Raw genomic sequence first — 25,164 nt, forward strand, 5'->3', positions numbered from 1 at the left:
TCATGCGGCGTCGTCACATAGGGGCACTGGCCTTCGGCAGCGCGCTGGCCGCGTTCGGCTGGATACAGGCGGGCGTCGCCGGCGAACAGCCGGTGCCAGAGCCCGGCGACTACCGGCAGGAAGACTACCGGGCACCGGTGCCGTCGACCTTGGCCGGCGGCAAGGTTCTCGACACGGCGGCAGCGAAGGTCCTTTGGCAGACGGGCGAGGCGGTGTTCGTCGACGTTCTGCCGGTGCCGCCGAAGCCGAAACTGCCGCCCGGCACCTACTACCGCGAAAAGCCGCGCGACGACATTCCCGGCAGCATCTGGCTGCCCGATGTCGGCTACGGACGCCTGCCGTCCGACATGGAGGCCTATTTCGCCGACAATCTGAAGGAGGCGACCGGCGGCGATCTCGATCGGCCGGTGGTCTTCTATTGCCTCGCGGACTGCTGGATGAGCTGGAATGCCGCCAGGCGCGCGATCGCCTGGGGCTACAAGGCGGTCAGTTGGTATCCGGACGGGACCGACGGCTGGTCCTTCGAGGATCTGCCGCTGGAGCGTCGCAAGCCCGTTCCAAGGCCAGGTGAGCAGCAAAACTGACGATCGGTATCAGCGCTCGGGACTGAAGGCGCGTCGAACAAGTGCCTCAGGTCATCGCAAAGAAGCGGACATGCTTGCTGAAATGCGGATGGCGCAGCCCGAAAAGGTGATGCAGCACGGAATCGACGTCTTCCGGGTAGAAAGGTTTGCGCAAAAAGGCGCAGGCGCCAACTTTCTGCGCGGCCTGATCGAGCGCGTCTGAATATTCTGTCGACATCAGGATCACGTCGGATTTGTTGGCCTCGACCGCAAGCTGCTCGGCGAGTTCCATGCCTGTCATGCCCGGCATGTTGAAATCTGCGAAAACAATCCGGAAGGTCTGGCGGCGGACCGCGTCAAGGGCGCCATGCCCGTCCTCCGCCTCGACGACATTGAGGTTGAAGATGCTGCGGCTGAGCACTTTCAGCACGATCTTGCGCACCGTCGCCGAGTCGTCCACGACCAGAATGTCGAACGGCTTCTTGATGGTGGTGAAGGTATTGAGGACAAGGCCGACATCGAGCTTGCTGAAGGGTTTGGTGAGAAAATCATAGGCGCCGAACGCCTTCAGCAAAGACTCCGAATGGTCTGTGAGCGAGTTCGACATCGAAATGGCAAAGGTGTCGCTCTTCTTCAAATGAAGCGCGCCCATGACTTCCACGCCGCTGATATGCGGCATGTGGATGTCGAGAAACGCGATGTCGAAGGACTCGCTCTCAAGTCGTTCGATCGCTTCGCGGCCGTCGGAGACAAGCGCGAACTCACATTGCACTCCGGTTTCCGTCAGCGCCATTTCCACAAATTTCCTGACCGTCGACGAATCGTCGGCGATCATGACTTTGATCGGTTTGATCTTGGTGATGTTGTTCATCAGCCATGAAACCCTGCGAAAAAATTCAGCGAACCATAAGCACAATGAGCATAAAAAATTCTAAATGGATTTAAATTGAATGGAACTCGCAGAAAAAGGACGGGCGCCGTCTGTGGTCGAGGTGGAATCGAGTGGCCTCAGGCGCCTGTCGGCAGCACCCGGAAGATATCTGACGACGTCAGACAGGCCGAGACCCGGACGCTGCCAAACCCGTCCGCGATTGCCAGGCAGACCCTCGTGCACCGTTGCGTCAGGCGATCGTCTCGGGAAACCGGACCATCAGTTCCTGGCGCTTGGCTTCAATGAAGTCCTCGCCACGCTCTTGATGCGGCGTATCGAGAGCGATCTCCGCAAGCACGTGACTTGGACGCCGGGAAAGCAGCACCAGCCGGTCGGCGAGTTGGATCGCCTCGCGGATATTGTGCGTGACCAGCAGCGTCGTGGTGCGGCGGCCTAGCCAGACCTCCAGGATGAGCGCGCGCAGTTTCTGTGCCGTAGTTTCATCCAGCGACGTCGACGGCTCGTCGAGCAGCAGGAGATTGGGGTCGATCACGAGCGCCCGCGCGATCGAGACGCGGCGGGCGAGACCCAGCGACAACTCGGTCGGAAAGCGCTGCGTCATGTCGGAAATGCCGAGCGCCGCGTAGAGAGAGGCGGGGTCGTTCGCATCGGGCGTCGGCAGAACGAGCCGGACATTCTGGTCCACCGTTCGCCAGGGCAGCAGCCGCGGCTCCTGAAAGACATAACCGATGCGGGTGTCCGCCGGCAGATGAACTTCGCCCTTGTAGGCATGGTCGAGCCCGGCAAGGATGCGCAGCGTTGTCGTCTTGCCGCAGCCGGACGGGCCGATCAGCGCGGTGAAGCTTCCCGGCTGAAGCGCGAGAGACAGACCCTGGACGGCCAACACGGAAGAGCCATCCGCCCCCCGGAACCGCTTTTCGTCGATGTGGATTTCAAACGGTACGGACGCGCCAGCGGTTCGCATGAGCTTCCAGGGGCTGGAGGATGAGAATTTCGATCGTCAGCATGACGAAGACGAAGGAGAGCGCATAGGCAAGGATGCTGGCAACGTCGAAGAGCTGAAAGAAGAGATTGAGCTGAAAGCCGATGCCGTTGGAACGGCCCATGAGTTCGACCACCAGCACGATTTTCCACACGAGCGAGAGACCGGAGCGCGCCGCCGCCGCCAGATAGGGCTGAAGCTGCGGGATCACGATCTCGAAGAGGCGCTTCTTCCAGTCGAGCCGGAAGGCCTTTGCCATCTGGTCGAGATCGGGATCGAGCGCCCGGGCGCCTTCGCGTACCGTCACGATGACGTTGGGCAGCTTATTGAGCGCGACCGCGCCGATCGCGGCCGATTCATTGAGCCCGAACCAGATGTAGGCGAGGATGATGATGACGAGCGCGGGAATGTTCAGCAGCACGATGAGCCAGACGTCGAGCGCGCTGTTGACCGCGCGGCTGCGCCCCATCGCAAGTCCGATCGCCGAGCCGATGAGCATGGCCGACGTGAAGGCCGCGGCGACCCGGCCCAGCGTGACGGAGAGGTGGTAGGGCAAGTCGCCGCTCGCGATCTCCTGGATCATGATGTGGACGACGGCCCAGGGCGAGGGCAGGTAACGGCTCTCCATCAGGACGGCGAGCGCCGACCAGACGAGCACGAGCGAAACGGCGGACAGCAGCGGGCCGACGAAACGGCGGTTCTCAGCACGCATCGGCGGAACCTTCATCACCGGCGCTGGCGATGACGTCTCTGGATAGGGGCGTGAAAGGACGCGTGGCGAATGACCCCACGGTGAACTCCCTGATCCGGCCGCATCACGATGGCCGTTGTCTGTCGCCCGAGTGTCATTGCCAGGAATGACCCCGACCGGAAATGATCCGGAGGCGATTGTTTTCTTTCGAAAACTCTAGACGAGTAGCTGCGCCGGGTCAGGTGAACAAATCGTAACGTTGCCGGCGTTTTGCCCGGTGTCTTGCCCGGCGTCTTGGCAGGATCAGGCGGAGCGGGGGAGCGATGTCTCCGCCGCCAGTTCCGGCGGTTTCCAGCCGTAGATCCAGTCCATCCGCGAGCGCAGTCCGACCTCGCCGAAGAGACCGATGGCCGCATTTCGGGCAAACGCCTTGAGTCCGGAAAAGCCGTAGACCTCGACATTGCGGTTGGCCGTGTCGATCACCCGCCGCACGCGGGCGCCGCGCATGGCCTCATATCGCTTCAGCGCCTGCGGAATGTCGCCGTGGCCGAAGAGCAGGGACCCGAGCACCGCCGCATCCTCGATGGCCATGGCGCCGCCTTGCGCGGCGGTTGGCAGCATCGCGTGGGCGGCGTCTCCCATGAGCGCGATGCGGCCTCTGGCCCACGGGCCCGACGGATCGACGGCGCAGAGTGCCCACTTGCGCCAGGTTTTCGGCAGACCAAGCAGATGACGGACCTGGCGCGGCCAGTCCTGATAGCAGGAGAGGACATCCACGGGCGAGGCCGGATGATCCCAGCCTTCCTCGCGCCAGTCGGCGGCCAGAATCGCGACGAGATTGAGTTCCCGCGCGGAACGGACGGGATAGTGGACAAGATGGCGGCCGGCGCCCATCCAGAGATTGGTCTCGCCGAGGAGTTGGTCGCGCTGGCCGTCGGGCAGGCTTTCCGCAGGGGTCGTCGCCCGGAAGGCGATCTTGCCGGAGTAGCGCGCCGGAGCGCCACCGAGAAGCCGGGTGCGGACCTCGCTGCGCACGCCGTCGGCGCCGATCAGCACGGGCACGCGGACCGGCTTGTCCTCCATCCCGAGACGAGCGGCAACGCCATCCTCGGTCTCTTGCGCCTCGCCGAGCGGGCAATCGAGCTTGAGGGCGATATTCGGTTCGGCGCGAACGGCGTCGAGCAGGACGGACTGCAGATCGGCCCGGTGAAAATTCCAGTAGGGAGCGCCATAACGGCTGGCCGCCGATGCGCCGAGCGGCAGCGTGGCGATCGGCTGGTTGAGCCGGGCATCGAAGACGCGGAGCGCTTCGATCGCGACGCCCTTCCTGGCGAGCTCCGGCCCAAGCCCAAGCGCGAGCAGGACATGCGCGGCGTTGGGTGAAATCTGGATGCCGGCTCCGACTTCCGACAGTGCGCTTGCCCGTTCGGCAAGGACCACCTGCCGGCCCTGTCGCGCAAGGACCAGGGCCAGCGTCAGCCCCGCGACGCCGGCACCGACGATCAGGGCATCCGCATCAAAGGACACGTCAGTCTCCAGACAATTTCTTCCATCCGGACCACGTCGGGCCAGAAGGATGCTCAGGCCGCCTCGACGTCCCAGGCGCAGCCGGCCGGAACCGAGTCCGTGCCGTGCAGCGAAGCATCATACTTGTAGAGAGTCGAGCAATAGGGGCAGATCTTCTCGTCGTCATCGCCCATGTCGAGGAAGACATGCGGATGGTCGAACGGGGGCTTGGCGCCGACGCACATGAATTCGCGTGCGCCGATGCGGACGACATCCACGCCAGCGTCATTTTGAAAATGCGGGACGACCGAATGAGCCATGAGGATCGACTTTCCTGATTTCGCAACACGTGGAGCGACGATGCGGCGCACCTTATCCGCTCGGTGCGGGGATGTGTAGACGGTTTCGGGGATTTTGAGAACAGCCGGGCATTGAAACACCGTCGTCATCGGTGCAGCAGTTTCTACGCACCGGAGCGGCTTCGAACGCTATGCTCCCCGCCACACCTGCCGCGAGTCGGCCAGATTGCCATTGACCGGAACAAAGCATGCCGAGTTTCAGCCACAACGGACTTGAGTTTTCCTACCTCGACGAGGGGGAGGGCGAGCCGATCCTTCTCATCCACGGCTTTGCCTCCAACAAGATGATCAACTGGAGCTACACGAGCTGGGTGACGACCCTGACCAAGGCGGGCCGGCGTGTGCTTGCCATCGACAACCGGGGCCACGGCGAAAGCGTCAAGCTCTACGATCCGGAGGATTACACGTCCTCGAAGATGGCTAGCGACGCCGTGGCGCTGCTCGACCATCTCGGCCTGAAGAGCGCCGACGTCATGGGCTATTCCATGGGCGCGCGCATCGCCTCCATCATGGCGCTCGAGGCGCCGGACCGTGTCCGCGGCCTCATCTTCGGCGGCCTCGGCATGGGGCTCGTCTCCGGCGTCGGAGGCTCGGCGCCCATCGTGGAGGCGCTGGAGGCCAAGTCCATCGACGACGTCACGGACCAGACCGGGCGCATGTTCCGTGCCTTCGCCGAGCAGACCAAGAGCGACCTCAAGGCGCTGGCCGCCTGCATGCGCTCCATTCGCCAGAAGGTCAGCCCGGAGGATGTCGGCAAGATCACGCATCCGGTCCTCGTCGCCGTTGGCACCAAGGACACTGTCGCGGGCTCGGCTGACGAACTGGCAGCGCTGTTGCCGAACGGCAAGGCGCTCAACATCGAGGGTCGCGACCACATGCTGGCCGTCGGCGACAAGGTCTACAAGGCCGGCGTCCTGGAATTCCTCGACGCGCTGTAAAACCGCGCAGGCCGAGGCCTATCGCCCCGAAAAGGCGGGCTTGCGCTTCTCGGCAAAGGCGGCCCGTCCTTCCGCGTAGTCGGCGCTGTTGAAGCAGCGGTCGGCGGCGGCAAGCGCGGCCTTGCGCTCGGGGCTTCCCGGCGGCGTTTCGAGCGTCGCAATGGCGGATTTCGCGGCCATCTGCGTCAGCGGTGCAAGATCGGCAAGGCCAGCCACATAGTCGGCGACGTAGCAGGCAAGCGCATCCCTGGCAACGAGACGGTCGAGGAAGCCGAGGCTCTTGGCTTCGGCCGCGTCGAACTTCCGGGCGGTGAAGATCAGGTCCTTGGTGCTCGAAGGACCCAGCAGACGCACGAAGTCGGCGATGGCGTCGGGCGGATAGGCAAGGCCGAGCTTGGCGGCCGGAATGGCAAAGGTCGCGCCTTCCGCGCCGATGCGGATGTCGCAGGCGGCGGCAAGCCCCATGCCGCCGCCCATGCAGAAGCCCCGGATCATCGCGATGGTCGGTTTGGACGCCGAGCGGAGCGCCGCAAAGGAGTCTTCGTTGGCGGCCTCGTAGGCGCGCGACGTCTCGGCGTCCCTGCGCACCGTCGCGAACTCGGAAATATCGGCGCCTGAAATGAACGTCTCTTCGCCTGCGCCGCGCAACACGATGACCCGGACGGCGGGATCGGCGTCGAGCGCCGCGACGGCCGCCGGCAGGGCTTGCCACATCGCGAAGGAGACCGCGTTGTGGCGCCGTGTGTTGTCCACAACCAGCCAGCCGACATTGCCTTCGATGAACGTTCTGATTTCGCCTTGCTCGGCCATGGGCGGGCTTCTTTCCTTGTCCGGTTGGCATGAAACGCAATGGCCGCCGACGATGACGGACGAGGGTCCGCACCATGTCGGGGAACTGCGCGATGCATTCAACATCTCGTTATCGACTTTGAGGGCCGAGTGAAGCAACTTTTGCCGAAGCTGTGCTAAAGTGCGCCAAATTGACCCAAACACGGGGCCAAGCTGATCGAAACACAGGGAAGGGCGGGCGCTTGCGATACGGCCGTTGAAAGGGCCCAAAAAGCGCAGAAGTCCCGGAAGGCGGAGACATGGCAAATTCCTCAATGGGTAGCGGCGCGCGGACCCCGGTCCGGCGGCTGGAGACGGTCGATCCGGTGTGGCATCGCCTGCGCGAAGAGGCCGAGGCGGTCGTCTCGCGCGAGCCGGCGCTCGGCGGTTTTCTCCATCGCACGATCCTCGACCAGACGCGGCTGGAGGATGCGGTTGCCGAGCGGGTCGCCGACCGGCTCGATCATTCCGTCGTGCCTGCCGCGATGATTCGTCAGGCCTTCCGCGAGGCGATCGATGACGATGCCTCCATCGGCGAGGCCTTCCGGGTCGACATCGGTGCGGTTTTCGATCGCGATCCCGCTTGCGACCGCTTCATCGACCCGCTGCTCTATTTCAAGGGCTTTCATGCCATCGAGGCCCAGCGGCTGGCTCACTGGCTGTGGATGCGCGGGCGTCAGGATCTGGCGCTCTATCTCCAGTCGCGCATGTCCGAGGTCTTCCAGGTTGACGTCCATCCCGAGGTCAAGCTCGGCCGCGGGCTTTTCTTCGATCACGCCACGGGCATCGTCATCGGCCAGACAGCCGTGATCGAGGACGACGTCTCGATCCTCCAGGGCGTGACGCTGGGCGGAACCGGCAAGGAATCGGGCGACCGCCATCCGAAGATCCGCAAGGGCGTGCTGATCGGTGCGGGCGCGAAGGTGCTCGGCAACATCGAGGTCGGCGCCTGCTCGCGCGTTGCCGCCGGCTCGGTGGTGCTGCGGCCCGTGCCGCCCTGCACGACGGTGGCTGGCGTGCCGGCCCGTGTGGTCGGTGAGGCGGGCTGCTCCGAACCGGCGCGCACGATGGACCAGATGCTGGCCGCATCCGAACCCGGCAACTAACTGTCACGCGGGTGCCGGCGAGTGGCGCCTGCAATCCGCGCCGCCGGGAACGTGGCCTCGGGTTGGACACAGGGGCTTCGTCGGGGCTTTCAATCGTAGTTCGGGAAATTCCCGACCCAAGGGTTGGAAGCGCCGCGCGGCTGTGTCATACGGCTTTCTCAAGCGCTTTCGGCGGCCCGTTTGCCGCCGGGAGCCGGATGCCAAAGCAAGGTGAGAAACGCTTTTGACCAGCGAAGAACTCCAGAAAATCGAAAACTTCCTGCGCAGGACCTTCAATTCGCCCACCATCAGCGTGCGGATGCGGCCGAAGAAGGATGACTCGGCGGAAGTTTACGTCGGTGAGGAATTCATCGGCATCGTCTTCAAGGACGAGGAGGATGGCGACTACAATTTCAATATGGCCATCCTCGACGTCGATCTTGAAGACTGACCAGTTCGGAAGCCGGAAGCAGTCTCTTGGGCTGCTCCGGCCTCCCGCTGTTCAAGGCGTCAGCTCGGAAAGACGCCGAAACGGACCATCAGGGCATTCATGGCCCGTGACAGTTCCCGCCACTCGGGCAGGAGCCCGCGTCGGAAGCGCAGCTGGACGGAAAGTCCCCCGCTGGCATTGACCTCGCTGATGCAGGTCGTCGGGTAGCCCGTGCCGTCCTCTCGCATGCAATGCACGGTGAAGGGCCTGGTCGAACCGGGCTCGAAATAGACCTCCTCGCCGGGCAAGCCGGAATCTTCCGAAAGCTTCCTCCCGACCAGCCCCTCCGGGGCCTTCAGCCGGTCATCAGTGAAGAAGTGCTGGTAGACGCTGGACAGCCGTCCGGCGCTGTCGGTGGCCGACTGTTGCTTCTGGATCGTCAGATAGAAGAAGGGCGGCGTTGCGGACGTGTCGGCGAAGTCCTTCGCCGTCGCGCTGGTATAGCCCTCCAGCGACGGCCAGTGAATCTGCAGATCGAGACGCAAAACCTCGCCCTCCCGCCGTTCGTTTCCATAGCGGATCATGTTCGCGGGCACGGTGAGGCGCATGCCGTTGACGCTCACGGCGAGCGGCGTCGGATCGGAAGACTTGTCTTCGGTTTCGAATAGATCCGACGACCACCTGAGGCCGAAATTGATCACGAGCATCGCCCCCGCGATCATCAGCGAAATCGAGGCAAGGCGCAAAGGCCAGCTCGTCCGCTCCGTTCGCCGGAATCGGCGCACCTCGAAGTCGCTTTGGCTGAGATCGATCGGGCTGGTCCTGGTCGACGTGGCCGCCTCCCATTTTGAAACGGAACTGTACCGGGAAGGCACAAATCTGAGTATGAAACTATTGCTGCAAGATCGATTATCGTGGTTAATTTCCCGTAAATGCGGTACTTTTTCCAAACGGTACGGCGATTGCTCCAGTGAGACCAACAGTCCTGTTTTTTGTGCCAGTTTGATGGCTCTGGAGGCTTTGGGGTATGACGGGTACGGAGCTTTATGCAGCATTCATGGTGACGCTTTCGGGCTTCGTTGCGTCCGGGGTGATTGCGTCCTTCTATCAGCTGGTCACGACCCGGCCCTGTCGCTTCGAGCTTGCCGAGGAGGGGACCTTTCCCGTCATCGCCGCCATCATCACCTGCATGTTCGCAGGTCCGGTGATCCTGATGCGCAATGCGCTTCGCGCGCGCCGGATCGAGCATCGCCCGGTCAGCTGGCTCTTCGCCACCACGCTGATCGCCGGCGGATGGAGCCTGTGTTCGGGCACCGTCGTGGTCTCGTTGTGCATGGCCTTGGGCCACAGCTTCACCTGATCCGGTCAGGAGACCTGGGGGCTGGCGCCGAGGCCGGATGAGGGAGCCTCGAAGTCGACGGCCGATGATGACCCGTTGGAGCCCGGCTTTGCCGGGCTCTTGCCGTTTCAAGGGCCTTCCTTCGATAGCCCGTCGTCACCGATTTTCAGAAACAAATTTTCAAAAACAAAACGGCGGCCCGAAAGGCCGCCGTCTTTGCATTCATCGATGGTGTGTCGCTGGCGCGGGTGACGCGCCGGCGGACTCACTTGATCTTGGTTTCCTTGAACTCGACGTGCTTGCGCGCGATCGGGTCGTACTTCTTCATGACCATCTTGTCGGTCATGGTGCGGGAGTTCTTCTTGGTGACGTAGAAAAAGCCCGTGTCTGCCGTCGAAAGCAGCTTGATCTTGATGGTCGTTGCCTTGGCCATGACGCCAACATCCTTCCGAATGAGAGGAATTTCGGCCGCGCTGGCCGAGGCCGGTCCGAAAGGGCCGACAGTTGCGGCGCAAACTAGTCAAACCGCGGCGAATGTCAAGGATCCTTCACAGTCTGCCCCGGCGACATTTCATCTGCGGAACTGGGCTGGCCGCTTGCTGGGCCCGATGAATGGCCCCGGTCTTGGTAAGGCGGCGCCGGACTTGGTAAGAGAGGGCGTGTGCCTTTGGAGACCGGACCCCTTGCAAGTTCTTTTTGCGCTTCTGCTGCTCGTGTCTGCGCTGACCTTTCCCCTCGGCGCGACCTTGCCGCTGCTGACGGTGGACCGGCTCTATTTTTTCGAGGAAGCGCCCTCGCTCGTCGCGATTCTGCTGCAGCTCTGGACCGACGGCGACCGCCTGCTGGCGTTCGTGGTCTGTCTGGCCTCGCTGGTCTTTCCGCTGATGAAATTGACGGCCCTGTTCCTCGGCGGCTTTGGCGCGGCGACCTCCATCGTCCGGCATCTGCACGCGCTCGGCCGATGGTCGATGATGGATGTGCTGATCGTGGCGCTGGTGATCTTTGCGGCCAAGACGAGCGGCTTTGCCACCGCCGTCACCCAGCCGGGCCTCTGGTTCTATCTGGCCTCGGCGCTTTCCGCCGCTTTGGCCAGCCTGGTCCTGGAGAAGGTGAGGGCGGTCAGCAAATGACGGGCACCTGCGGCGTGGCGCTCTCCGGCAGGAGACCCACGAGCCGCGGATCGTCGCAGACCTCCACCTGCACGTCATAGGCGCGAAAGCCGCTTGCCATGTAGAAGGGCAGGGCGCGCGGGGAATCGAAATGGCATGTGTGGACGAAGACCCGCCGCGTCTCGGGGCTTGCAAAGGCGATCCGGAGACCGGCGTCCATCAGCCAGCGGCCGATGCCCTTGCCCTCGATGCCCGGAACGAGCCCGAAGAAGGCAAGCTCCACATTGGCCGGATCGGTGAAGTCGAGTTCGACGATGCCGACAGCCTCGTCGCCGCGCCTCGCGAGCTGGATGTCACGGCGAGGGTCAGAGAGGAGCGCCGCAAGCGCCGTCTCGTCCATCGCCAGGCGCGACCACCACATCCAGTCCTCGCCGATCCGGCGAAAGAGCGCCCGGAACTCCTCGGTGCCTATGCCATCCGCCCGCTCCAGGCGAAAACCGTCCGGGCAGGGAAATGGCGCGCCCTCGGGAGCAACCGTCCGCTCGAGGAAGGTGACAACGGTTGCGATCTTGCCCTTTGGAACCGGGTGGAAGCCGTCCGCGAGTGCCTTGGCGGTCATAGCGTCTCGTGCACGAAAGTCTCCCCGACGGGACGGTAGAAGACGGCGGGGCCACCAGGTGACAAAGCCGGATCCTTGACGAGCCGGTTCTTCAGGTCGTGGATCACCGAGCGTGTGATGCGCGGAAGTTCCAGATCGTCCGCCTCGTCGAGTGTCGGCCAGGCGATGTTCTCAAGTTCGCCGGTCCCCGCGACGCCGTCCGGCGCGAGCGCGATGGCGTCGGCCCAGACGACGAAGAAGCGGCTGTCGAATCGGCGGACCCGTCCCGGCGGCGTGATGGCGCGCGCAAGGAGCCGAAGCGCGCCAAGGTCTGGCGCAACGCGTGCATCGCGAAAGGGCGCCCAGTCCTCGCAGACCACGCGGGCAAGATCCGTCTCGCTCTTGCCGATCAGGTAGCCCGTCTCTTCGGCGGTCTCGCGCAAGGCGCAAAGCGCCAGCCCGCGCGCCCGGGCAGCGCTCGGCTTCGGCCGCATGCGGTCCATCAGGCGGTCGCGGACGATGGGATCGAGTTCGCTCGCCGCGAAGGCGCGGCCGTCCGTCGGATCGACCCGCCCACCGGGGAAGACGTAAGCCGCCGGCATGAAGGCATCCTTGGCGGGCCGCCGGCCCATGAGCACGCGGATACCCGACAGCGTCTTGTCGAGGATCAGGATGGTCGCCGCATCCTTCGGGCGGAGGTAGCCGGGCTTCTCGCCGTTGGCGCCGGTCCGGTTGCCGGTGCGCCCGTGCATCGGCGCGTTCATCAGGCGGTCTCGACGCTGAGGGCAGGATCGCGCGGGATGTCGTCTCCCTCCTGCGAGCGGGGATCGAAGCCGTGCATGTAGCGCGCCCACTGGAAGCCCACGACCGCACCCTTGATCGGCTGCAGCAGGGCGAGCGACATGACGAGCGCAAGTGTCGGCCACAGCGTCATCTGCAGCCAGAGCACCGGATGAAAGGCCGTTTCCACCATCAGGACCAGCGGCACGATGACATGGCCGACGATGACGATGGTGAAATAGGGGGCCGCGTCGTCCGATCGCTCGTGCGAGAGGTTTTCGCCGCAGGCCTCGCAGGCCGGAACGACCTTGAGGTATTTGCGGAACAGCCGCCCGTTGCCGCAGGCGGGGCAGCGGCAAAGGAAGCCGGACCGCATGGCCGGGCCCAAGGGGCGCTTCGGCAGCTCGTCTTCCGGTGCGGCAGGCTTCCACGTCTCAATCGTCATGCGTCATCTGCTCCAGCCAGTGCGGCGTTCAGCCGAATTCGTGCGGTCATCGGATCGCTCGGGTGGTTCGTCCCGGCTCCACAGCACCCTCAAGACCCGCTCCGACGGTCCTGCCAAGGATATGCGCGCGGCCCGGTGCTCTTTTGAGGGTCGGGGCGATGCGGTTTCCACCGGTCCGGCAGCCTTCGAGCGAAAGCGCAAGGCAATGCCTTGCAGATCGTCTCGGCGATCGGATCGGAATGCGCTCCGGCATCCTTCCCGATGACCCGTTTTCCCAGTCTTAATGCGATTGAGCCGGCCATGGAAGTGGGCTGTGCCGATCGGTCGCTGACATGGCGAACGCAGAGCCGATTGCGGGACGGGCGGGAAGGGGCAAATCTGCCGGAATGCCGGCCGTTCGGTGCAATGAGGCTGGTCCGGACAAGACCCTTCGATCTGTTGCGACTTTCGCTTGACCGAATCCGCACGATCCTCTAGGCATGGCGCCGCTGGAGACGTGGCCGAGAGGCTGAAGGCACTCGTTTGCTAAATGAGCATACCCCCAAAAGGGTATCGAGGGTTCGAATCCCTCCGTCTCCGCCACTTTTTCTTCGGCACTGTGCCGAAAAGCTCAACTCCCCCTTGGAATAACAAGTGGCGTCGTCCCAAGTTGGTTCGGCAGTATTTGCTGCTGATTGCGACAAGCCGAACTGTGACGGGGTATTTTCCCGGGGTACTAGGCGGCGTAGACAAATTCGGACTGTGTGAGAGCCTCCGATTATTCTGCTCCGCTAAACCACGCTGCGGTGACGATAAATCGTTCTGCATGCTTTGGGGAGCGGAACGGTCCAATCATTCTCCCCCCATGTCGTTCTCTGAATTCGGCTCCGTCCACCCATTCGCTTTCAAGCAAATAGGTTTGTCCGTTGTCGAACTTGCGAATTTCAGCAGAGCGTTTTCCGTCCCCGCTGTAGAGCGTTTTGGCAACTTGATACATTGCTCCGTCGAGTGACTTGTCGCTCGTCCCGCCAAAAAGCCGCTTCCACCAGTCCATTGTCCAACTCCTGAAGTCAGACACTTTGTCGGATAGCCTTGGAATCTCCAGCGCCGGCAAAAAGGATGGCGGCGTTGGCATGATTGACTGATCGATTGCTCTTGGCCACTCGCGGGGCGGGTTCACCAGTAAGCGTCGCTGCTTGGCTGATGCCATCGGACGACCGCTCGCCTTCCTTCTGACGGCCGGCGAGGCGCCAGACTGCAAAGTCTATTACACCCTGATCGGCCTGCCCGAGCGCACGCCGAATGCTTTGCTTGCCGACAAGGGCTGCGATGCCGATGCAATCCACGCCGCCTAATCCGGAAGGCCGGGTATTTCCGTCGCAGCATGTCGAACCCTGACGGCAAGCTGAAGTTCACGCCAGCTGTCGAGGCTAGTCGGAGACGTCCGGCGAGACTTTGTCTGGCCCATGTGGATATTCGGTACTGTAGCTGTGCGTAGTCTTTTCGATCGGCCGGTCGCCGAGAGATTGATCGCGACCATAAATCGTCGTGTGTAGACCCCAGTAGAGCGACCCATACAGGGTGAAGGCTAGCAGCAAGCCGACCGGGATACTGGAAATAGGCGATTTGAACGCGGGCAGGAACTGTGTCTGCCGACTGGGATCGGCGGCAACCGCGAGCAGAACAGCCATGATCAGCCCGTGTCCGATCAGGTCCGTGCGTCCAAAGGGCCAGACCGCTGCCGTGAAAATAACGAGAAGCGCAATCGCGGAAAGCCTTCGGATAAGAGGCGTCCAGACCAGGCCGAAACCAAGTGTGAATTCCGCGACCCCCGCCATCGGAATGAAGACGTCGCGCGGTAGACCGAACGTCAGAAAGGGTCGTTCGACGACCAGCGGATAAAACCAGGTCGGATAGGCAAATTTTTCGAGGCTCGACCACATCAGCGCGACGGCCAGTCCCCAACGAAGCGCCTCGATCCTTCGTGATCTCCATGTCTCGCGCGACAATGGTTCCAGGAAGAGATATGCGGCCACACCCAGGCCCAGTGAGAGGTAGTCCAGGAGGTGAAAAAGGTCGTAGTCCCGCAGTGCCAGGAGCCATAAGCCGACGATCCCGAAACCCGCGAAAGGCATGGTTCGGCGCGAGAAGATCAGCGCGGCGAGAACGAGTTGAAGCCAGGATACCCATTCCGCAGGAGTCTTTAGGTCAGGTGTGAGATAGATTCCGCCGACCGCGAATACGGCCACGAAGAATGCGGCAATGATCGCACGCAGGTAGTCATCGACCCGTGTCCAGAGAGGGGTGGTCAGGCCGTCAAGCACGTCGAGCGCACCCGCGCCAAACCGGCTCTTCTCGACAATGCGGGTGACGACGAAGAAGACGAGCGTGAGGCAGATGCCGAGCCAGAACCAGCGATCGGCGAGCGTTTTGCCGACCGGTGCCGGCTGGGCGGCGGCGATATATGGCGCGAACCATTTGACGTGCGCCGCGGCGCCCATCGGGAATGCGGTGAGAAGGAAACTTGTTGCCACTCCCACCAACATGACGGATGTGGCGAACTTTGGCCCTCCGACGAGTAACCGAACCCTCTTCACCGCAGCGTCCTCCTGGTCTGGTCAGGACGACGGTAGGCGTGACGCGGTACGGTGGCTTTGCGGATCTTGCTATGGTCTTGGTCGTGCTTGCCTTTTTGCAAGGAAGGGCGTGAGCTCAGCTATCCGACGGTAGGGGAGCTGCGGGATTGACCAGTTCGGCGCTGCGCAGGTCGCGCCAGAATTCGGGCGGGATCGTTTCCGCAAAGGCAGCACTGTCTTCTGCTATGCGCTCGGGACGGCTGGCGCCCGGGATGACCCCGGCGACGACGGGATTGGCGAGCGCAAAGTGCAGACCGGCGGCCTTCATCGATATGCCGTGCCGGTCCGCGATCTCCTTGATCCGGGCCACACGCACAAGGATTTCCGGCGTTGCCGGCGCATACTCGAAATTCGGGCCGCCGACGAGCGCACCGGAGCTATAGGGGCCACCGACGACGATGCCCAGACCCCGTTCGGCGACGGCGGGCATGACGCGCTGGAGCGCCCGATCGTGATCGAGGAGCGTATAGCGACCGGCCAGCAGAAACCCATCCGGGCGCGGTTGCTCGAGTTCCAGGAGAAGCTCGATCGGCTCCACCCGGTTCACCCCGAGGCCCCAGGCCTTGATGACGCCCTCGTCGCGGAGCCTGTCCAATACCCGGAAGGCGCCGAGGCGCGCGCTTTCGAACACGGACAGCCATGCGTCGCCGTAGAAGTCCTGGGCAACATCATGGACCCAGACGATATCGATGCGATCGGTCTGAAGCCGCTCCAGGCTGCCCTCGATCGACTTGAGCGTCGCTTCGGCGGAATAGTCGTCGACGACCTTGTTCGGACGGCCGTACCTGAAGACACCATTGTCGCCAAAGCTGATCTCGCTTCGGTCCTCCTCTTCATCGAGCACAAGCCGACCGACCTTGGTGCTGATGACGTAGCCGGCACGCGGCTTGTCCGCCAGCGCAGCGCCCATGCGGATCTCCGCGAGGCCGGCACCATAGAACGGCGCATTGTCGAAATACCGGATGCCATCTGCCCAAGCGGCTTCCACGGTCGCGAGCGCTTCGGCCTCTGGAATGGCGCGGAACATGTTGCCGAGCGGTGCTGCACCAAAGCCAAGCGAGCTGGGGAGAATGTCCTTCAATGACATAAGTTTATTTCCTCTGGTTCTGTTGGCAGATGTCGAGGCGCTGTCCGGCAAGCTGAGATGATTTTACAGTCGTTCAAGGACCAGCCTCGCAACGGCGGCCGACGATGCGGGATTTTGCCCGGTGATCAGACGCCCATCGCAAATAGCGTTCGGGGTGAAGTTTTCGGCGGCCACATGATCGCCACCAAGTTGTTCGAGCCGCGTTTCCAAAAGGAACGGCACCGTATCCTCGCCGTGTCCTGCTCTCTCCTCGGCGTCGGTGAACGCTGCAATCCGCCGACCGGCAATGAAGGGCGTCCCGTCGGTCCGGCGCATGCCGGCGAATACCGCGGGCGCGTGGCAGACCGCCGCAATCACGCGTCCGGCTGCCTCGAAGTGGAAGAGCAGGTCGTGGAGCTTGCGATTATAGGGCATGTCGAAAACGGTGCCGTGGCCGCCCGGCAGATAGACCGCGTCGTAAGGTTCAGCATCGAGAGTGTCGAAGGCGGGTGTGCCGCAGAGTTTGGCAACCGCCGGAGCCGAGGTTGCGGATTCTTCGCCAGTGGAAAGGCTGCGCGGATCGATCGGGACATCGCCGCCTGCCAGCGAGGCCACAGTCACCCTATGTCCGGCTCCCTCGAATGCGAGAAACGGGACCAGGAATTCTTCGAGCCATAGGCCTGTGCGACCTCCATCCAACAGGCGGTCGTGGCTTGTGGCGATAATCAGGATGTTGGCCATGGAGTGTTCCCCCGTGTCTCAGGCCGGCGAGAAAGCGTGGTGCGTCGAGCAGGCTCAGCTTTCGCTGAGTGCCGATGCGTGTCAGGTCCGCCTTGTTGTGATCGCCGCGAAGAGAGCCAGACCAATTGCCGTCAGCGCAAACCCCGCCCAGGCCGTCGATAGCAGGCCAAAGCCCGCTCCGATCGTGAGACCGCCCGCCCAGGCACCGAGAGCGTTGGCGATATTGAGCGAGGCAAGGTTCATGGCCCCCATCAATGTGGCCGACTCAGGCGCGAGGCCGGTCAGCTTGACCTGAATGGTCGGGATGGCCGCCATCATGGCAGCGCCGACTCCGAAGAAGGCCACAAACAGGATGATCGGGTTGGCACCCCAAAGTGCGAGGACTACGAGAATGGCGAGCGTGCATCCGTAGCCCAGAACGATACCGCGGTCCGAGTATTGGTCCGCGAGCCGCCCGCCGGCGAGATTGCCGACTGTCATGCCCGTTCCGAACAAGGCAAGGGCGATTGGTATGACGGAAGGCGGGAAACGGATCAGATCGGTCACAAGCGGCGCGATGAACGTGTAGACGGCGAAGATGCTGTTGATGCCGAGGGCGGCGACCGCCATCATGAGCCAGACGCGGGCTTTGCGAAGGCCGCTCACTTCGTGAAGGATGGAAGCACCGCCCAGTGCGGCGCTCTTGGGAAGAAACACCCAGAGCGAGGCCAGCGACACAAGTCCCAGGGCGCACATGCCGAGATATGTTTCCCTCCAGCCCATGGTTTGTCCGAGGAACGTGGCGAGCGGTGAGCCGACGATCGTCGCAATGGTCAAACCGGTCATGACGATCGCAAAGGCCTGGCCTGATCGCCCGGCGCCCAGCATATGGGACGCTACCACAGCGCCGGCGCCGAAATAGGCCCCTTGCGGAAGGCCGCTGATGAAGCGTGCAACGACGAAGAGCGGGAAATTGGTTGCGGCGGCGGACAACAGGTTGCCGAGAACAAAGACTCCGATCAGCATCAGAAGCAGGGTCCGGCGGTTCAACTGCGCAGCGACAAGCGTGAGCAGCGGCGCACCAACCACGACACCTATGGCATAGGCCGTAATCGCATGGGTTGCGGTGGGAAGATCGACTTCGAGCGTGTGCGAGAACAACTGAATGATCCCCATGCTGGCGAACTCGGTCGTTCCGATACAGAAGGTGCCGAATGCAAGCGCCAGCAATGTCATCCCGCCCCTTTTTATTCCGGGGGAGGTGGCGTTATCGTCTTGCTGAAGTGTCTCGTCCGTAACGGCTCTTGCGGCTTCGACGATTTCTCCCTGGCTGGATATCGACATGTGCTGTCTCCGTTTGAGAATGCGCGAATGCTGCGCGCCGGACGCGGCCAGTCCGTGCGCGGACCGCCGTGTGGCCGCGGCGCCGTTCTGACTGAAAGAAGAGTTGACCCGTGGCCGGCGACCGACCGCACCGACCTCAGTTCGGATCGGTTCTGTGGCTCGTGTGGTAACGGACCGACCACCAGTGGGAGATCAGGCCGATGCACCAACCGAGCAGCACCCATCCCACCCAGTAGGGCGGGCCGACCATCACGTTGACGGCAAAAAGGACGATGATTGTCGCGACAAATGCGGCAGCGTGGATGCGCAGGCCGAGCAGCATCTGGGCGGGGCTGGCGTTTTTCATGATTTGCTCGCTTGGCTCTGGTTCGTGATCGGGACCGCCGAGCCGCGTTCTTTCGACAATGCGAAGTCGCCAGCCTGGGTGCTCGCTGACAGGCTAGTCATGTTGGCCCACGGTGTTCTTTGCGTTTGTTGCGGTTGTTCTGGCTGGAATTGCTCGGTATCGGCCTTGTCCGCGGAGTGTGCTGATGTCGCAGGGCAGGAGCGGCGGGACAGCTTGCCGATCGACCGAATTCCGGACGCGTCCGGTCTCCATCGACCGGCAAGCTGTTGCGCGAGCGGGCTTTCGCGCGGAAGCCGGATGTCAGTGAATGCTGTCCACCGCTGCGACAATCGCATCGGCCACGGCCTGCGGCTGCGAAAGCATGGCGACGTGGCTTGAGGGAACATGGACGACCGTCGCCTTCATCGTGTCGGCGAAGATCTGCTGCAGCACTGGCGGGATAATCTGGTCGTTGTCAGCCACCACGTACCAACTGGGCTTCTGGGTGAAGGCCGCCGTGGTGACCTTGCCGTCGAACGCAACGTTGGCCAAAGGCGCCTGGGTGGCGGCCAGAAGAGCGGATTCGTCGGCCGGGATGTCCGGCGCGAAGTAATGCGCCATGCCTTGCGCCGACCAGCTCAGGACGCCGCTGGTGTCGGCATGCACCTCCTTCAGCCATTCGGGAGGGTGTGGCGCCGCGCCGACGATCGCGTTGATCGATTGGCCTTCGGAGGGCGCGAAGGCCGCGACATAGACAAGCGCGCGCACCTTGTCGCTGTTGCCAGCCTCGGTGATGACCGCCCCGCCATAGGAGTGACCGACCAACACGACATCGCCGGGCTGGTCTTCGATCACGCGACGGGTCGCTGCCACGTCGGCCTCAAACGAGGAGAGAGGATTGTGAACCGCGACAACGTTCAGGCCCTGCGCCTGAAGCAGCGGCACGACCTTTGACCAGCTCGAACCATTGGCCCAGGCGCCATGCACCAGCACGACCGAAGGCTTTTCGGACGCGATTGCAGCGGAGCCGATCGCCGTGGTCGCGACGGTGGCGGCTGCGATGACTTTTCTGATGGACATGGCTTCGCCTTTGCTTGGCTTGCCGCCGTAGCGGCGGTTGGAATGCGGCGCGGCCGCGCCTTGCGCCCGAATCTTCGATTTTCGGCCGGCGCTGCGACCTCGGGCAGCGCGCATGGCCACAAGAGCGGCAATCAGTAGGGGACCCATCCGATGCGACGGGCGTGCAGGCTGTGGATGAACAGGCGATCGGCGGTTTCGGTAGCGCCGGTGGTTTCGGGATAGAGACCCGAGGGATCCTGAAGATCGTCCAGAACGTCACCGTCCTCGTTGATCGCAAACACATGTCCGTAGGGCTTGCCGGTCGGCAGCAGCGAGCGTGGCAGACGCAGGAGGATCTTTCGCAGGAAGGGCCACTCGGAGAGCGAATCCGCAGCCGGATTGCGCGGCCTGAAAAGGCCTACCCATATCCGGCCATCGAAACCGCGGAGCAGGTTGTCGGGATAGCCGGGCACGTTGTCGAGCAATACCCGCGCCTGGCTCGAACTTGCCTGAACGTCGATATTCCGCGCGCTGGCGTCCACTCGCCAGATCCGATAGCGGCCCGTCTCGTTGACAAACAGGTTCTGCTGATCGGAGCCGAGCGCCAATCCGTTCGCGAAGGAGAAGCCGCGCGCGACGACTTCCGTGTTTCCGGTCGCGGGATCGTAAGCCAGAACCCGGCCGGTCGCCGATTGCTCGATGATGTCGAGAATGCCGGCGTCCAGTGTCCCGCCCCATTTCCGCGGGTCGAACCGCGTGGAGGATTGGGTGAAGTAGACCATGCCGTTCAAGGTCACGACGACCGAATTGGCGTAGCTGATGGGATCGTCGGCGCTGACGCGATCAGCCAAAACCGTGACCTTGCCGTCGGGATCGATTGCGAGCAGTCCCTTCATGGCATCGGCCGCGATCATGCGTCCGCTGGCATCGAAATCGAACCCGAGAACGCGCCCGCCCGTGTTGGCGAAGATCGTCTGGTCCGTGCCGTCGAGATCCATGCTCAGAATGTCGCCACTGGTCATGGCGGCGTAGAGCCTGCCGTCCTTTCCGATGGCGATGTGCTCCGGTCCGAACTCGTCTCCGATCTCGATCAGATTGATGTTGGAGAGGCGCGTGTTGGCGGCATGCGGTCCGACATATCCCGGCGGGACGAAAGCCTGCCAGGAGACGGGTTCGACCGGAACGGGCCAGAAGCAGACGTAGCCGACAGCGATAAGGATCAGCAAACCGACAGAGGCAGCAATGTTTCGCAGTATCGTCGGTCTCACGTTACCTCTCCCGGCCGGAAATGCGGCGGATGTCGAGGACTTTCTAAAGCGAGCAGGCCAGCCGGTATTTCAGTCGATTGCGGAGAAAGGGGCCGAAATTGCTGTATCGGCCCGGACTGTGCGATGCCGGCCGCGAAACTGACCCGGCGTCGTGCCTGTGACCTTGCGGAACATGCGGGTGAAGTTGGCCTGCGAGCCGAACCCTGTGTCGAGGGCGATCTCGGCGATGGAAAGTTGCTCCTTTGCCAGCATTTGCTGCGCAAGACGGATTCGCCGGTCGATCACGAAGCGATGCGGCGGCAATCCCGTCGCCTGATGGAAGAGCCGTGAAAAGTGGAACTGGCTCAGGCAGGCCTCCCGCGCCAATTCCTCGAGGGATATGTCCTCGCCCAGCCGGGCGTCTATGAAGTCGAGCACGCGCCGCAACCGCCTGCCGTCGAGCGAGGGAGCGCGCGCAGCCTGCGGGCTGTCGGCCATGTAGTTGCCGATCAGATGTGCGGCGAGCGTTGTCCGCAACCCTTCGGCGAGCAACCGATCCATCGGCTGGGTGTCGCGGCCGATGAGGCCATGCAGCGCCCGGCCGATCTGCGAAAGCGTCGTGTCGGTCAGGGCACCGACATAGGCGAGCCGGACCGCGTTCGCGTCGATGCCATAGGTGTCGAGCGCACTGCGCTCCAGCAAGGTCTCGGGAAGATAGACAAGAAGGCACTCCACGGAGCCGTCGAGCTCCAGTCGCGTCTCATGGGTGCCTGCCGGCACGAGCCAACTGGTTCCTTCGCGTGCCAGCCCCTCCTGCGTCACCCCGTCTCCTGTGCGCCGCACCCTGGCCCGGCCCGACAGAATGTAGACCAGTTCCGTGCATGCCGGTCTCACGCAATTTTGCGCGCCCGGTCCGATCTGCCTCAGTTCGACGCGCATGGCGTCCCATTCTGCCGGCCTGCCAATCAATGAGCTGGATTGGTATTTCTCGTTCCCATGCGTCGCGAGTGTCATGTCCAGCCTCTCCAGGCATCGGGCAAACCGGCGCGGGCGGACAGAACGATCGATCCGGCTTCAAAACATGCGCCTGGCCTCGGGCCATCTGCGCGAGAGTTTGACGCGTGTGCCGCAACCGGGCGAGTTAAGCGCGGTTAAAAGCGGTAAAGATGCGAGGGAGCAAGGAAGCCGGTCATTGTCGCGCAGGAGATTTTGGCGTCATGCTAAGATTGGCAACGGAGGCGGCTGCATTGGCTTCGTGGATGCGCTCAAGGGCAATGTATGACGGATAGAACCCCGCCAGCCACGCGACTATTCCAGTTTGGGCGGTTCAGATTGTTTCCCGAGCGGCACATGCTGCTTCTGGACGATCGGCCAGTCCGGGTGGGTGGGCGTGCGCTCGACATCCTGACCGTGCTGATCGAGCGGGCAGGCGACATCGTCAGCAAGCGCGAACTTCTGGCGCGGGTCTGGCCCGATACCGTGGTCGAGGAAAGCAATCTCAAAGTGAACATGGTCGCGCTACGACGCGCTCTGGAGGCAGAGCCGGGTGCACCTCAGTGCATTGCGACCATTGTCGGCCGAGGCTATCGATTTATCGCCCCGGTTCAGCTGGAGGCGACGCTGAAGCCGGAATTCAATCCGCTTCCGCTTCCGCTTGCGGCACGCAACCAGAACCTTCCGACCATGGCGAAGTCGCGGATTGTCGGGCGCGAGGAGGACATCTGCTCGATCGCCGCTGAACTGATGGACTGCAGGCTGCTGTCGATCGTTGGAGCGGGCGGCGTTGGCAAGACCACGGTGGCGCTTGCCGTCGCGGAGCGACTGCTCGGGTCCTTTCGCGATGGCGTCTGGCTCGTGGACCTCTCCACCATAAAAGATCCGAAACTCGTGCCCAGCGCGATTACCACGGGGATTGGCCTGGCGGCGCATTCCGCAAACACACTCGCTGCTCTGATTGAGTTCCTGCGTACGCGCGAAATGCTGCTGGTCCTCGACAATTGCGAACACGTGATCGAAGGCGTCGTCTGCGCCGTCGAGCGTCTGCTGACATCCGCCGCCGGTGTCAAAATCCTGGCAACGAGCCGGGAACTGCTGCGCGCACGGGGTGAAAGGGTCCGCAGATTGCGTGGTCTCGACGTGCCGGAGGCGAATGTTCACCTCGCTGCCGAAGACGCGCTCGCCTTCCCCGCAATCCAGCTCTTCGTGGAGCGTGCCACCGACAGGCTGGAGACTTTTGAACTCAAGGATTCCGATGTCGCCGATATCGCGGAAATCTGCCGCAGGCTCGACGGCATAGCCTTGGCGATCGAGCTCGCTGCGACGCATGTGGAAGCATTCGCGATACGCGACCTGCTGAACCAGCTCGACGGACACTTCCGTCTGCTCGACGGAAATCGCGGCGGTGTCGAGCGTCATCGCACGCTGACAGCGACGATCGACTGGAGCTATGCGCTGCTTTCGGAAACCGAAAGCGCGGTCATGCGCCGTCTCGCGACCTTCGCAGGTGTATTCTCGCTCGAATCCGCCTGCGCCGTTGCCGCCGGCGGCGATCTCGATAGCTTGCATGTGGTGGAGAATCTTGCCGGACTGGTGGCAAAGTCGCTTGTCGCCGCGGAAGTGCATGGTGACGATCTGCTGTATCGCATGCTCGACACAACGCGCGCATATGCCCTGAAAAAGCTCGCAGCCAGCAATGAGTTCGATGAGGCAAGACGGCGCCATGCCGAGCAATGCCTCGTGCTCCTTTCGCAGGCCGCTGCCGACTCGGAGCGTTTGTCGAGGAGTGAGTGGCTTCTTCGGCACGCGCCAAAGACGGATGACATGCGCAACGCCATGCGGTGGGCGTTCACCTCGACATCCGACCCGGCCCTTGGTGTCCGATTGACTGTTGCCGCGATTCCGTTCGGCAAGCAGGTCTCGCTTGTCGAAGAATGCCGCATAGCGGTGGAAAGGGCGCTTGACGATCGTTTCAGCGCATTTCGTTCGCTACGCGACGATCTCGTTTTGAACCTGAGCCTCGGCGCGACGCTTCTGCACACGCGCGGTCCGATGGTGGAGGTCAAGACTGCTCTGACGACGGCACTTCGTCTTGCTGAGGAGATCGCGGACACCGAGTTGCAACTGTCGTGCCTGCGCGGTCTTTCGGAATATGAGCTATGGACGGGCGATTCTCATTCCGCGATTGCGATCGCCGGCAGAATTCGAGAACTCGAAGCCGACGCAAATGAATTGAATGCCGGCAGCGGCGATGCGCAGGAAGGATCGGCACTGTCCTGGATTGGCGCGCTTGCGGCATCCAGGCTCCAGCTTGAGAAGATCGTCCGGCGTCCGCTTGGCCAGAGCCTTCGGCCGGACATTGCCCGTTACGAATTCGACCAGCGTCTCACCGCCGAGGGCGCCCTCGCGACAGTTCTCTGGCTGCAGGGCTTCCCGGATCAGGCAATCGCTGTTGCGAAACGGCAGCTTGCGGAAGCCGAAGCATCCAATTACGCGGTTTCCCTGTGCTACGCGCTGCTGCACGGCTCGGCAACGATCGCAATGTATGTGCGGGATTACACAGCGGCCCGGAACTTTATGGATCGCGGCATCGAACATGCCACTCGCCATGGATTGACGATTTGGCAGGCGATGGTGACGGGCGGCAGCTCCCGACTGAGCCTGTATCTGGGCCAGACACTTGACCTGACACATCTTCGCGAAAATCTGGCCGAAGTACGGAGAGGCGGCTTCCGCCTTCGCTACCCCAATTATCTTACCAACTATGGCGAGGCACTCGCCCGGCAGGGTGATCTCGCAGGTGGGCTGGCCGCCATCGACGAGGCGTTGGCGATCTGCAGGGATACCGGTCAGGTTGTCGGTATACCGGAAATACTGAGGATCAAAGGCAATGTTATCCGGTTTCAGGATAAGGCAGGTTTCGACAAGGCTGAGAGCTGCTACCGCGAATCCATCCGCATTGCCCAGAAGGACCAGGCGCTTTCCTGGGAGCTCCGCTCAGCAATGAGCCTGGTGAAGCTCATGCGCCAAAAAGGTGGCGACAGGGAGCCTGAGAATGGACTGGTGTCGACCTATGGGCGCTTCACGGAGGGCTTTTCGACCGGCGACCTGCGCAATGCGCGCCGATTGATCGAAAGCCTTTGAGGGGCAGGTATCGGCGCGTCCTCCGGTCCATCCGAACCTCGCTGGCCAGAGGCTTCGCCGCGAATTTCCGCCGAGACGCTGATGCGGTGCGGGCCGTCAGATG

The 25,164-nt window shown here is 62.9% G+C and carries 27 protein-coding genes, 1 tRNA gene and 1 pseudogene; 9 read left to right on the top strand and 20 right to left on the bottom strand.

Annotated elements, in window-relative coordinates:
* The first annotated feature begins 2 nt into the window (after positions 1-2).
* Entirely contained in the window at positions 3-584 is a 582-nt protein-coding gene (locus HDIA_RS10255) for a PQQ-dependent catabolism-associated CXXCW motif protein (protein ID WP_099556078.1), read from the top strand.
* A gap of 46 nt (positions 585-630) precedes the next feature.
* Here the strand turns inward: HDIA_RS10255 and HDIA_RS10260 are convergent, their stop codons facing one another.
* From HDIA_RS10260 to HDIA_RS10280, 5 genes are all read right to left on the bottom strand, one after another.
* Positions 631-1,434, bottom strand: a complete 804-nt coding sequence (locus HDIA_RS10260; protein ID WP_099556079.1) for a response regulator — start codon at positions 1,432-1,434, stop codon at positions 631-633.
* 250 nt (positions 1,435-1,684) lie between these two features.
* A complete protein-coding gene (locus HDIA_RS10265; RefSeq protein ID WP_099556080.1) occupies positions 1,685-2,341 on the bottom strand; it encodes an ABC transporter ATP-binding protein in 657 nt (218 codons plus the stop codon).
* A 46-nt stretch (positions 2,342-2,387) separates the two neighbouring features.
* Positions 2,388-3,149, bottom strand: coding sequence for an ABC transporter permease (locus HDIA_RS10270; RefSeq protein WP_197708124.1), 762 nt, complete (start codon positions 3,147-3,149; stop codon positions 2,388-2,390).
* 282 nt (positions 3,150-3,431) lie between these two features.
* The gene (locus HDIA_RS10275; protein ID WP_197708125.1) at positions 3,432-4,655 is read right to left on the bottom strand and encodes an FAD-dependent oxidoreductase; all 1,224 of its coding nucleotides are present in this window, start codon (positions 4,653-4,655) and stop codon (positions 3,432-3,434) included.
* Between the two features lie 53 nt (positions 4,656-4,708).
* The gene (locus HDIA_RS10280) at positions 4,709-4,954 is read right to left on the bottom strand and encodes a zinc-finger domain-containing protein (RefSeq protein WP_099556082.1); all 246 of its coding nucleotides are present in this window, start codon (positions 4,952-4,954) and stop codon (positions 4,709-4,711) included.
* A gap of 227 nt (positions 4,955-5,181) precedes the next feature.
* Between HDIA_RS10280 and HDIA_RS10285 the strand changes: the two genes are divergently transcribed.
* Positions 5,182-5,931: an alpha/beta fold hydrolase gene (locus HDIA_RS10285; protein ID WP_099556083.1), complete on the top strand. Its 750-nt coding sequence runs from the start codon at positions 5,182-5,184 to the stop codon at positions 5,929-5,931.
* 18 nt (positions 5,932-5,949) lie between these two features.
* Here HDIA_RS10285 and HDIA_RS10290 read toward each other — a convergent pair whose 3' ends face one another.
* Positions 5,950-6,741, bottom strand: a complete 792-nt coding sequence (locus tag HDIA_RS10290; RefSeq protein WP_099556084.1) for an enoyl-CoA hydratase — start codon at positions 6,739-6,741, stop codon at positions 5,950-5,952.
* 278 nt (positions 6,742-7,019) lie between these two features.
* On the opposite strand from HDIA_RS10290, the gene cysE reads away from it, so the two are divergent.
* On the top strand, positions 7,020-7,865 hold the full coding sequence (gene cysE, locus HDIA_RS10295; protein ID WP_099556085.1) for a serine O-acetyltransferase: 846 nt from the start codon (positions 7,020-7,022) through the stop codon (positions 7,863-7,865).
* Between the two features lie 223 nt (positions 7,866-8,088).
* On the top strand, positions 8,089-8,295 hold the full coding sequence (locus HDIA_RS10300; RefSeq protein WP_099556086.1) for a DUF3126 family protein: 207 nt from the start codon (positions 8,089-8,091) through the stop codon (positions 8,293-8,295).
* A gap of 59 nt (positions 8,296-8,354) precedes the next feature.
* Here HDIA_RS10300 and HDIA_RS10305 read toward each other — a convergent pair whose 3' ends face one another.
* Positions 8,355-9,020 carry a hypothetical protein gene (locus HDIA_RS10305; RefSeq protein ID WP_099556087.1) on the bottom strand — a complete coding sequence of 222 codons (666 nt, stop codon included), beginning with the start codon at positions 9,018-9,020 and terminating at the stop codon, positions 8,355-8,357.
* 281 nt (positions 9,021-9,301) lie between these two features.
* Between HDIA_RS10305 and HDIA_RS10310 the strand changes: the two genes are divergently transcribed.
* Positions 9,302-9,634 carry a DUF6949 family protein gene (locus HDIA_RS10310; RefSeq protein ID WP_197708126.1) on the top strand — a complete coding sequence of 111 codons (333 nt, stop codon included), beginning with the start codon at positions 9,302-9,304 and terminating at the stop codon, positions 9,632-9,634.
* A 244-nt stretch (positions 9,635-9,878) separates the two neighbouring features.
* Here HDIA_RS10310 and rpmG read toward each other — a convergent pair whose 3' ends face one another.
* Positions 9,879-10,046: a 50S ribosomal protein L33 gene (gene rpmG, locus HDIA_RS10315; RefSeq protein WP_099556088.1), complete on the bottom strand. Its 168-nt coding sequence runs from the start codon at positions 10,044-10,046 to the stop codon at positions 9,879-9,881.
* Between the two features lie 250 nt (positions 10,047-10,296).
* Between rpmG and HDIA_RS10320 the strand changes: the two genes are divergently transcribed.
* Positions 10,297-10,743, top strand: a complete 447-nt coding sequence (locus tag HDIA_RS10320) for a paraquat-inducible protein A (RefSeq protein ID WP_245884229.1) — start codon at positions 10,297-10,299, stop codon at positions 10,741-10,743.
* On the opposite strand, the gene HDIA_RS10325 is transcribed toward HDIA_RS10320, so the two are convergent.
* From HDIA_RS10325 to HDIA_RS10335, 3 genes are read right to left on the bottom strand one after another with little or no spacing between them, the layout of a single operon-like run.
* Positions 10,733-11,341: a GNAT family N-acetyltransferase gene (locus tag HDIA_RS10325; protein WP_099556090.1), complete on the bottom strand. Its 609-nt coding sequence runs from the start codon at positions 11,339-11,341 to the stop codon at positions 10,733-10,735. The two genes, HDIA_RS10320 and HDIA_RS10325, sit on opposite strands and share 11 nt — an antisense overlap.
* Complete coding sequence (locus tag HDIA_RS10330; RefSeq protein ID WP_197708127.1) at positions 11,338-12,084, bottom strand: NUDIX hydrolase; 747 nt, start codon at positions 12,082-12,084, stop codon at positions 11,338-11,340. Before HDIA_RS10330 ends, HDIA_RS10325 begins: the two co-directional genes overlap by 4 nt.
* The gene (locus HDIA_RS10335; RefSeq protein WP_099556091.1) at positions 12,084-12,545 is read right to left on the bottom strand and encodes a DUF983 domain-containing protein; all 462 of its coding nucleotides are present in this window, start codon (positions 12,543-12,545) and stop codon (positions 12,084-12,086) included. The genes HDIA_RS10330 and HDIA_RS10335 overlap by 1 nt, the downstream gene beginning before the upstream one ends.
* Before the next feature lie 490 nt (positions 12,546-13,035).
* On the opposite strand from HDIA_RS10335, the gene HDIA_RS10340 reads away from it, so the two are divergent.
* Positions 13,036-13,127 (top strand) — tRNA-Ser (locus HDIA_RS10340).
* Between the two features lie 175 nt (positions 13,128-13,302).
* On the opposite strand, the gene HDIA_RS25305 is transcribed toward HDIA_RS10340, so the two are convergent.
* Entirely contained in the window at positions 13,303-13,578 is a 276-nt protein-coding gene (locus HDIA_RS25305; protein WP_157775487.1) for a hypothetical protein, read from the bottom strand.
* A 97-nt stretch (positions 13,579-13,675) separates the two neighbouring features.
* Here HDIA_RS25305 and HDIA_RS26090 point away from each other — a divergent pair.
* Positions 13,676-13,867, top strand: a pseudogene (locus tag HDIA_RS26090) (IS5 family transposase); the annotation flags it as partial.
* 87 nt (positions 13,868-13,954) lie between these two features.
* On the opposite strand, the gene HDIA_RS10345 reads toward HDIA_RS26090, so the two are convergent.
* From HDIA_RS10345 to HDIA_RS10380, 8 genes are all read right to left on the bottom strand, one after another.
* On the bottom strand, positions 13,955-15,121 hold the full coding sequence (locus tag HDIA_RS10345; RefSeq protein ID WP_245884230.1) for a hypothetical protein: 1,167 nt from the start codon (positions 15,119-15,121) through the stop codon (positions 13,955-13,957).
* 115 nt (positions 15,122-15,236) lie between these two features.
* Positions 15,237-16,247: an aldo/keto reductase gene (locus HDIA_RS10350; RefSeq protein ID WP_099556092.1), complete on the bottom strand. Its 1,011-nt coding sequence runs from the start codon at positions 16,245-16,247 to the stop codon at positions 15,237-15,239.
* A 63-nt stretch (positions 16,248-16,310) separates the two neighbouring features.
* A complete protein-coding gene (locus HDIA_RS10355; RefSeq protein WP_099556093.1) occupies positions 16,311-16,967 on the bottom strand; it encodes a type 1 glutamine amidotransferase domain-containing protein in 657 nt (218 codons plus the stop codon).
* 81 nt (positions 16,968-17,048) lie between these two features.
* Positions 17,049-18,290: an MFS transporter gene (locus HDIA_RS10360; protein WP_099556094.1), complete on the bottom strand. Its 1,242-nt coding sequence runs from the start codon at positions 18,288-18,290 to the stop codon at positions 17,049-17,051.
* Positions 18,291-18,426: 136 nt separating this feature from the next.
* Positions 18,427-18,636: a 2TM domain-containing protein gene (locus HDIA_RS10365; protein ID WP_099556095.1), complete on the bottom strand. Its 210-nt coding sequence runs from the start codon at positions 18,634-18,636 to the stop codon at positions 18,427-18,429.
* Between the two features lie 300 nt (positions 18,637-18,936).
* Positions 18,937-19,695 carry an alpha/beta fold hydrolase gene (locus tag HDIA_RS10370; RefSeq protein WP_099558825.1) on the bottom strand — a complete coding sequence of 253 codons (759 nt, stop codon included), beginning with the start codon at positions 19,693-19,695 and terminating at the stop codon, positions 18,937-18,939.
* 131 nt (positions 19,696-19,826) lie between these two features.
* Positions 19,827-20,942, bottom strand: a complete 1,116-nt coding sequence (locus tag HDIA_RS10375) for an SMP-30/gluconolactonase/LRE family protein (protein ID WP_099556096.1) — start codon at positions 20,940-20,942, stop codon at positions 19,827-19,829.
* A 69-nt stretch (positions 20,943-21,011) separates the two neighbouring features.
* Entirely contained in the window at positions 21,012-21,860 is an 849-nt protein-coding gene (locus HDIA_RS10380) for an AraC family transcriptional regulator (protein WP_245884231.1), read from the bottom strand.
* 411 nt (positions 21,861-22,271) lie between these two features.
* On the opposite strand from HDIA_RS10380, the gene HDIA_RS10385 reads away from it, so the two are divergent.
* Positions 22,272-25,061 (top strand): ATP-binding protein, encoded by a 2,790-nt coding sequence (locus tag HDIA_RS10385; protein ID WP_245884232.1) that lies wholly within the window; start codon positions 22,272-22,274, stop codon positions 25,059-25,061.
* The last annotated feature ends 103 nt before the right edge of the window (positions 25,062-25,164 follow it).

It is taken from the genome of Hartmannibacter diazotrophicus (genome assembly GCF_900231165.1).
Taxonomy (GTDB): Bacteria; Pseudomonadota; Alphaproteobacteria; order Rhizobiales; family Pleomorphomonadaceae; genus Hartmannibacter; species Hartmannibacter diazotrophicus.

Bases quoted from the DNA above. Each gene is read 5' to 3' on its own strand.
- HDIA_RS10350 (WP_099556092.1), bottom strand. From the start codon at position 16,247: ATGTCATTGAAGGACATTCTCCCCAGCTCGCTTGGCTTTGGTGCAGCA.
- HDIA_RS10335 (WP_099556091.1), bottom strand. From the start codon at position 12,545: ATGACGATTGAGACGTGGAAGCCTGCCGCACCGGAAGACGAGCTGCCG.
- cysE (WP_099556085.1), top strand. From the start codon at position 7,020: ATGGCAAATTCCTCAATGGGTAGCGGCGCGCGGACCCCGGTCCGGCGG.
- HDIA_RS10290 (WP_099556084.1), bottom strand. From the start codon at position 6,741: ATGGCCGAGCAAGGCGAAATCAGAACGTTCATCGAAGGCAATGTCGGC.
- HDIA_RS10280 (WP_099556082.1), bottom strand. From the start codon at position 4,954: ATGGCTCATTCGGTCGTCCCGCATTTTCAAAATGACGCTGGCGTGGAT.
- HDIA_RS10355 (WP_099556093.1), bottom strand. From the start codon at position 16,967: ATGGCCAACATCCTGATTATCGCCACAAGCCACGACCGCCTGTTGGAT.
- HDIA_RS10310 (WP_197708126.1), top strand. From the start codon at position 9,302: ATGACGGGTACGGAGCTTTATGCAGCATTCATGGTGACGCTTTCGGGC.
- HDIA_RS10325 (WP_099556090.1), bottom strand. From the start codon at position 11,341: ATGACCGCCAAGGCACTCGCGGACGGCTTCCACCCGGTTCCAAAGGGC.
- HDIA_RS10365 (WP_099556095.1), bottom strand. From the start codon at position 18,636: ATGAAAAACGCCAGCCCCGCCCAGATGCTGCTCGGCCTGCGCATCCAC.
- rpmG (WP_099556088.1), bottom strand. From the start codon at position 10,046: ATGGCCAAGGCAACGACCATCAAGATCAAGCTGCTTTCGACGGCAGAC.
- HDIA_RS10360 (WP_099556094.1), bottom strand. From the start codon at position 18,290: ATGTCGATATCCAGCCAGGGAGAAATCGTCGAAGCCGCAAGAGCCGTT.
- HDIA_RS10255 (WP_099556078.1), top strand. From the start codon at position 3: ATGCGGCGTCGTCACATAGGGGCACTGGCCTTCGGCAGCGCGCTGGCC.
- HDIA_RS10285 (WP_099556083.1), top strand. From the start codon at position 5,182: ATGCCGAGTTTCAGCCACAACGGACTTGAGTTTTCCTACCTCGACGAG.
- HDIA_RS10380 (WP_245884231.1), bottom strand. From the start codon at position 21,860: ATGCGCGTCGAACTGAGGCAGATCGGACCGGGCGCGCAAAATTGCGTG.
- HDIA_RS10370 (WP_099558825.1), bottom strand. From the start codon at position 19,695: ATGTCCATCAGAAAAGTCATCGCAGCCGCCACCGTCGCGACCACGGCG.
- HDIA_RS10330 (WP_197708127.1), bottom strand. From the start codon at position 12,084: ATGAACGCGCCGATGCACGGGCGCACCGGCAACCGGACCGGCGCCAAC.
- HDIA_RS10270 (WP_197708124.1), bottom strand. From the start codon at position 3,149: ATGCGTGCTGAGAACCGCCGTTTCGTCGGCCCGCTGCTGTCCGCCGTT.
- HDIA_RS10385 (WP_245884232.1), top strand. From the start codon at position 22,272: ATGCTGCTTCTGGACGATCGGCCAGTCCGGGTGGGTGGGCGTGCGCTC.
- HDIA_RS10260 (WP_099556079.1), bottom strand. From the start codon at position 1,434: ATGAACAACATCACCAAGATCAAACCGATCAAAGTCATGATCGCCGAC.
- HDIA_RS25305 (WP_157775487.1), bottom strand. From the start codon at position 13,578: ATGGACTGGTGGAAGCGGCTTTTTGGCGGGACGAGCGACAAGTCACTC.